Source organism: Muriicola sp. (assembly GCF_041567615.1).
Lineage (GTDB): Bacteria > Bacteroidota > Bacteroidia > Flavobacteriales > Flavobacteriaceae > Muriicola.
This window is the reverse complement of sequence record NZ_JBFGBM010000199.1, coordinates 1-4,282: the sequence shown is the minus strand read 5'-3', so window position 1 is coordinate 4,282 and position 4,282 is coordinate 1. Positions and strand designations below refer to the sequence as shown.

Annotated in this window: 6 protein-coding genes; 1 reads left to right on the top strand and 5 read right to left on the bottom strand. The window is 50.4% G+C overall.

Annotated elements, in window-relative coordinates:
* From ABYP73_RS11730 to rsgA, 4 genes are all read right to left on the bottom strand, one after another.
* The coding region (locus tag ABYP73_RS11730) for a 3-phosphoshikimate 1-carboxyvinyltransferase (RefSeq protein WP_372974446.1) at window positions 1–906 on the bottom strand (906 nt) is incomplete at its 3' end.
* 47 nt (window positions 907–953) lie between these two features.
* The gene (locus ABYP73_RS11725) at window positions 954–1,280 is read right to left on the bottom strand and encodes a nucleotide pyrophosphohydrolase (RefSeq protein ID WP_372945198.1); all 327 of its coding nucleotides are present in this window, start codon (window positions 1,278–1,280) and stop codon (window positions 954–956) included.
* Window positions 1,277–1,732, bottom strand: a complete 456-nt coding sequence (gene dtd / locus ABYP73_RS11720) for a D-aminoacyl-tRNA deacylase (protein ID WP_372974447.1) — start codon at window positions 1,730–1,732, stop codon at window positions 1,277–1,279. The genes ABYP73_RS11725 and dtd overlap by 4 nt, the downstream gene beginning before the upstream one ends.
* Window positions 1,733–1,760: 28 nt before the next feature.
* Entirely contained in the window at window positions 1,761–2,711 is a 951-nt protein-coding gene (rsgA, locus tag ABYP73_RS11715; RefSeq protein WP_372974445.1) for a ribosome small subunit-dependent GTPase A, read from the bottom strand.
* Between the two features lie 93 nt (window positions 2,712–2,804).
* Between rsgA and ABYP73_RS11710 the strand changes: the two genes are divergently transcribed.
* Window positions 2,805–3,245, top strand: a complete 441-nt coding sequence (locus ABYP73_RS11710) for a hypothetical protein (RefSeq protein ID WP_372974444.1) — start codon at window positions 2,805–2,807, stop codon at window positions 3,243–3,245.
* 104 nt (window positions 3,246–3,349) lie between these two features.
* Here ABYP73_RS11710 and ABYP73_RS11705 read toward each other — a convergent pair.
* The coding region (locus tag ABYP73_RS11705; RefSeq protein ID WP_372974443.1) for a chorismate mutase at window positions 3,350–4,282 on the bottom strand (933 nt) is incomplete at its 5' end.

Below are 4,282 nucleotides of genomic sequence, written 5' to 3'. Positions count from 1 at the left end.
TTGAGCTATGTCAGGGGCATCGGCGAGATCGAGCTCGAGGGTTTTTTCTGAAGAGGAAACGAGATCCTTCGTGGAATGAGACACTTTATTGAGGTGGAGGAAGGATTCCTCGAATCGGGATTCGACCCCGAATTTCCTGTAAACGTCCGCGAGGATACTGTCGCCTTGTAAACTATCCCGCCTGTATGAAGAAAGTTTTAAGTGCGTTCCTGTTGGACACAAGGCCACTATGCTGTAATAATAGGAAGCCGAACTCCAGTCTGATTCCACTGTCAGGGTTACGGGATCAATGCTTTTTTTGGGTTTTACCCTGATCCGGTTTCCTGAGAATTCGGTTTCAATACCCAGGCTTTCAAGGAGGGAGAGGGTCATCCTGATGTAGGGAACGGAGGTGATCTCCCCCAGTAACTCGAGTTCAATTCCTGCCGGCATTCCGGGAGCCACGAGTAACAAGGCAGAGATATACTGGCTGCTGATATTTGCCGGCAGGCTTACCTTATTTCTGTTCAGTTGCCTGCCTTTGATGCGCAAGGGCGGATATCCTGTATTCCTAAGGTAGGAAATGTCGGCCCCCAGTGCACTCAGGGCATCCACCAGTACTTTGATGGGCCGCTCCTGCATGCGGGAAGAACCGGTCAGGGTCACATCTCTCCCTTCCCGGCTGGCAAAAAAGGCCGTGAGGAAACGCATGGCCGTCCCTGCGTGGTGAATATCTACTGTGCCCGAGAGCGCTTTTAACCCTTTCAACATCACCTGGACATCGTCCGCATTCGATAAATTCTGGATCTGTAATGGCGGAAAAAGAGCCTGCAGCAGGAGCAACCTGTTCGATTCACTTTTGGACCCTGTAATGCGGATCTCCGATTTTGGGATGGTTGAAACAGGACCTTCTAGATACATTTTCAATGGATGGGATTTTGGTGTTTTCTCATCTGGGTTGGCCGGGGACAACCCTACTTCAGTTTTTTGTTTTCTTGATGGCGTTTGTGGTCCCTTTTGGCCTTCAGGTCGAGTTTTCGGTCAAAGGCCTTCTGCAGGTCGATCCCGGTCTGGTTGGCCAGGCAGAGTACTACAAAGAGCACGTCTGCGAGTTCTTCCCCCAGGTCTTTTTCCCGATCGGAGGGTTTCTCGCTCTGCTCTCCGTATCTCCTCGCGATGATACGGGCCACTTCCCCTACCTCTTCGGTCAGTTGGGCCATATTGGTAAGCTCATTGAAATACCTGACCCCGTGGGCCTTGATCCATTCATCTACCGCCTGCTGTGCGTTACTGATGTTCATAGGTCTTTGTTTTTTGTATCGATGAAAAGAGTAACAGGTCCATCGTTCAGCAATGCCACTTTCATATCGGCACCGAAGATACCGGTCCCCACTTTTCGGGACAGCTGCCCTTCGAGCTGCCCGACAAAGGCCTCGTAAAGTGGTATGGCCACTTCGGGTTTCGAGGCCCGGATATAGGACGGCCTGTTCCCCTTTTTAGTGCTGGCGTGGAGGGTAAACTGACTTACCACGATGGCGTCTCCCCCTTCTTCGATCACCGACTTGTTCATAACTCCGTCCCCGTCGTTGAAGATACGTAAATTCGCGATCTTCCTCGAAAGCCATTCAATATCCTCCTGCGTATCTGCATCCTCAATGCCCAACAGGATAAGAAGGCCTTTTCCGATCTCCGAAGTCCGCTTTCCCTCAACGGTGACATGTGCCCAGCTTACGCGTTGTACGACTGCTCTCATTTCATTTCTGGTCTTCCTGTCCTGATCTTCATTCCATCTCGAATTCATCATCCCTGTAAGTATCCTCTTCCCCGGACACGATCTGGAGATAGCTCTTATAACGGCTCCAGGAGACTTCATCGGCCTCCAGGGCCTTTTTCACAGCACATTGGGGTTCGTCTATATGAAGGCAGTTGTTGAATTTGCAATCCTGTTTCAGGGCGAAGAACTCCGGGAAATAATCCCCTATCTCCTCCTTTTCCATATCCACCAGGCCAAACCCCTTGATCCCCGGGGTGTCGATGATGCGGGCATCAAAACTCAGATCGAACATCTCCGCAAAGGTGGTCGTGTGCTGTCCCTGCAGGTGCTGTTCGGAGATCTCAGCGGTCCTGAGCTGGAGAGAAGGTTCTATGGCATTGATCAGGGTCGATTTCCCCACCCCTGAGTTACCTGCGAACATACTGGTCTTCCCCGTCATCATCTCCTTCACACGGTCTACATGCGTCCCCTCTTTGGCGGAGATCCCGAGACAGGTATACCCTATCTTTCGGTACAGTTCGGCCAGGTACCTGATCTCAGTCAATTCTTCTTCATTATAGGTGTCAATCTTATTAAAAAGCAGGACCGTCTTCACATCATAAGCCTCCGTGGTTACCAGGAATCGGTCTATAAAGATGGTGTAGGTCTTGGGGTTGTTAAGGGTGATAAGCAGGAAGACCTGGTCTACATTGGCAGCGATGACGTGCACTTGTTTGGACAGGTTGACGGATTTCCTGATGATGTAGTTCTCCCGGTCCCTGATCTCATGGATCACCCCATAGGTCTCGTCCCCGGCCTCTTCCAGTTCGAAGCTCACCCGGTCACCAACAGCAATGGGATTGGTACTCTTGATCCCCTTGATCCTGAACTTCCCTTTGATTCGGCATTCAAATGCCTCACCCTCACGGGTTTTCACCGTGTACCAGCTTCCGGTCGATTTATAAACAGTACCCTTCATCATGTTTATATTTCGCTACAAAGAAACAATAATCCTGTCAGACATTGAACTATCTTTATGTTCACAATTCTAACCTCTTAAATTTCTGAAAACATGAAAAAATTACCCTTTTTACTTATAGTTTGTTTCTGTCTCGGATTTGAGATACAGGCACAGGAATTTCGGGTGATCACCAGCGTAGAATCCATTGTTCCCAACGGATTGGGAAGATCCAGGATCATCAATGCCCTGGAAGACAAGGATTACAAGGAATTCACCAGTGTGCAGACCGAAGATGACAACACCCGGAACAAAGCAGACAGAAGCGAGATCAGAGTGAAGAATTTTGAGGAGACCAAGCTCCTGAACTTCTTTAACCTGGGCGGGATTCGCTTTCAGAACATCGCCGCCAACGACGCCGTGATCACCTCCATGATCAATACCATGGTCAGGGAGGGATGGGAACTCGCCTTTGTGACCAGTGCCGTGGAAAGCGACAGCGGGAAGGACGACGGGCAGGGGATTTTTATCACCCGATATATCTTTAAGCGCTGAGAGCGATCTCATAAAAAAGAAAAACCCTGGTCGCAGCGATCAGGGTTTTAATTTTATGTGCTGTCCTGTTAGATCAAAGGTCCTGAAAACAAGAGTTTACCGACCTATGAATTGATGATCTTTTCCTGGTGGTTGATGGATTCCTGGTGGATGGCCTTGAACATCTTCAGGACAAATTCCTCACTCAGCCCCTTGGCTTCTCCTTCAAGAATCATCTTACCCAGGATGGCGTTCCATCGGTTCGTCTGCAAAACGGCAACGTTTCGCTGCTTTTTGAGGTGGCCGATCCCGTCTGACACCTGCATCCTTTTGCCGAGCAGATCGATGAGCTGATTGTCCAGGATGTCTATCTGCGCCCTGAGATTACTCAGATTGCTCTTGTATTCGGCTTCCTCGTCGGTTTCTTTTCTGATCCTGAGGTCTTCCATGATCTGTATGAGTCGTTTGGGGGTTACTTGCTGTGCAGCATCACTCCACGCATTGTCCGGATCGCAATGCGTCTCTATCATCAGGCCGTCGAAATTAAGGTCGAGCGCCGTCTGGGACACATCGAAGATCATATCCCTCTTCCCGGTGATATGGGAGGGGTCATTGATCAGGGGGAGGTCCGGGAAGCGGGTCTGCAATTCAATAGCCAGCTGCCATTCCGGAATATTCCTGTATTTCGATTTTTCATAGGTCGAGAACCCGCGGTGTATCACCCCCAGCTTTTTAATCCCGGCAGAATGCAGCCTTTCCACGGCACCCAGCCACAGGGAAAGGTCCGGATTAACAGGGTTCTTTACCAAAACCACCTTGTCCGTGCCTTCGAGGGCATCCGCGATTTCCTGCACGATAAAAGGGCTTACGGTAGACCTAGCTCCTATCCACAACAGATCTACGTCGTGCTCCAGGGCGAGGTCTACGTGGGTCCTGTTGGCCACTTCGGTTGCCGTTTTGAGTCCGGTTTCCTCCTTCACCCTCTGCAGCCATTTGAGTCCGATCGCCCCAACTCCCTCAAAATTCCCGGGTCGGGTCCTGGGCTTCCATATTCCGGC

Excerpts from the sequence above, each read along its gene's own strand:
- ABYP73_RS11725 (WP_372945198.1), bottom strand. The coding sequence starts at position 1,280 with ATGAACATCAGTAACGCACAGCAGGCGGTAGATGAATGGATCAAGGCC.
- dtd (WP_372974447.1), bottom strand. The coding sequence starts at position 1,732 with ATGAGAGCAGTCGTACAACGCGTAAGCTGGGCACATGTCACCGTTGAG.
- rsgA (WP_372974445.1), bottom strand. The coding sequence starts at position 2,711 with ATGAAGGGTACTGTTTATAAATCGACCGGAAGCTGGTACACGGTGAAA.
- ABYP73_RS11710 (WP_372974444.1), top strand. The coding sequence starts at position 2,805 with ATGAAAAAATTACCCTTTTTACTTATAGTTTGTTTCTGTCTCGGATTT.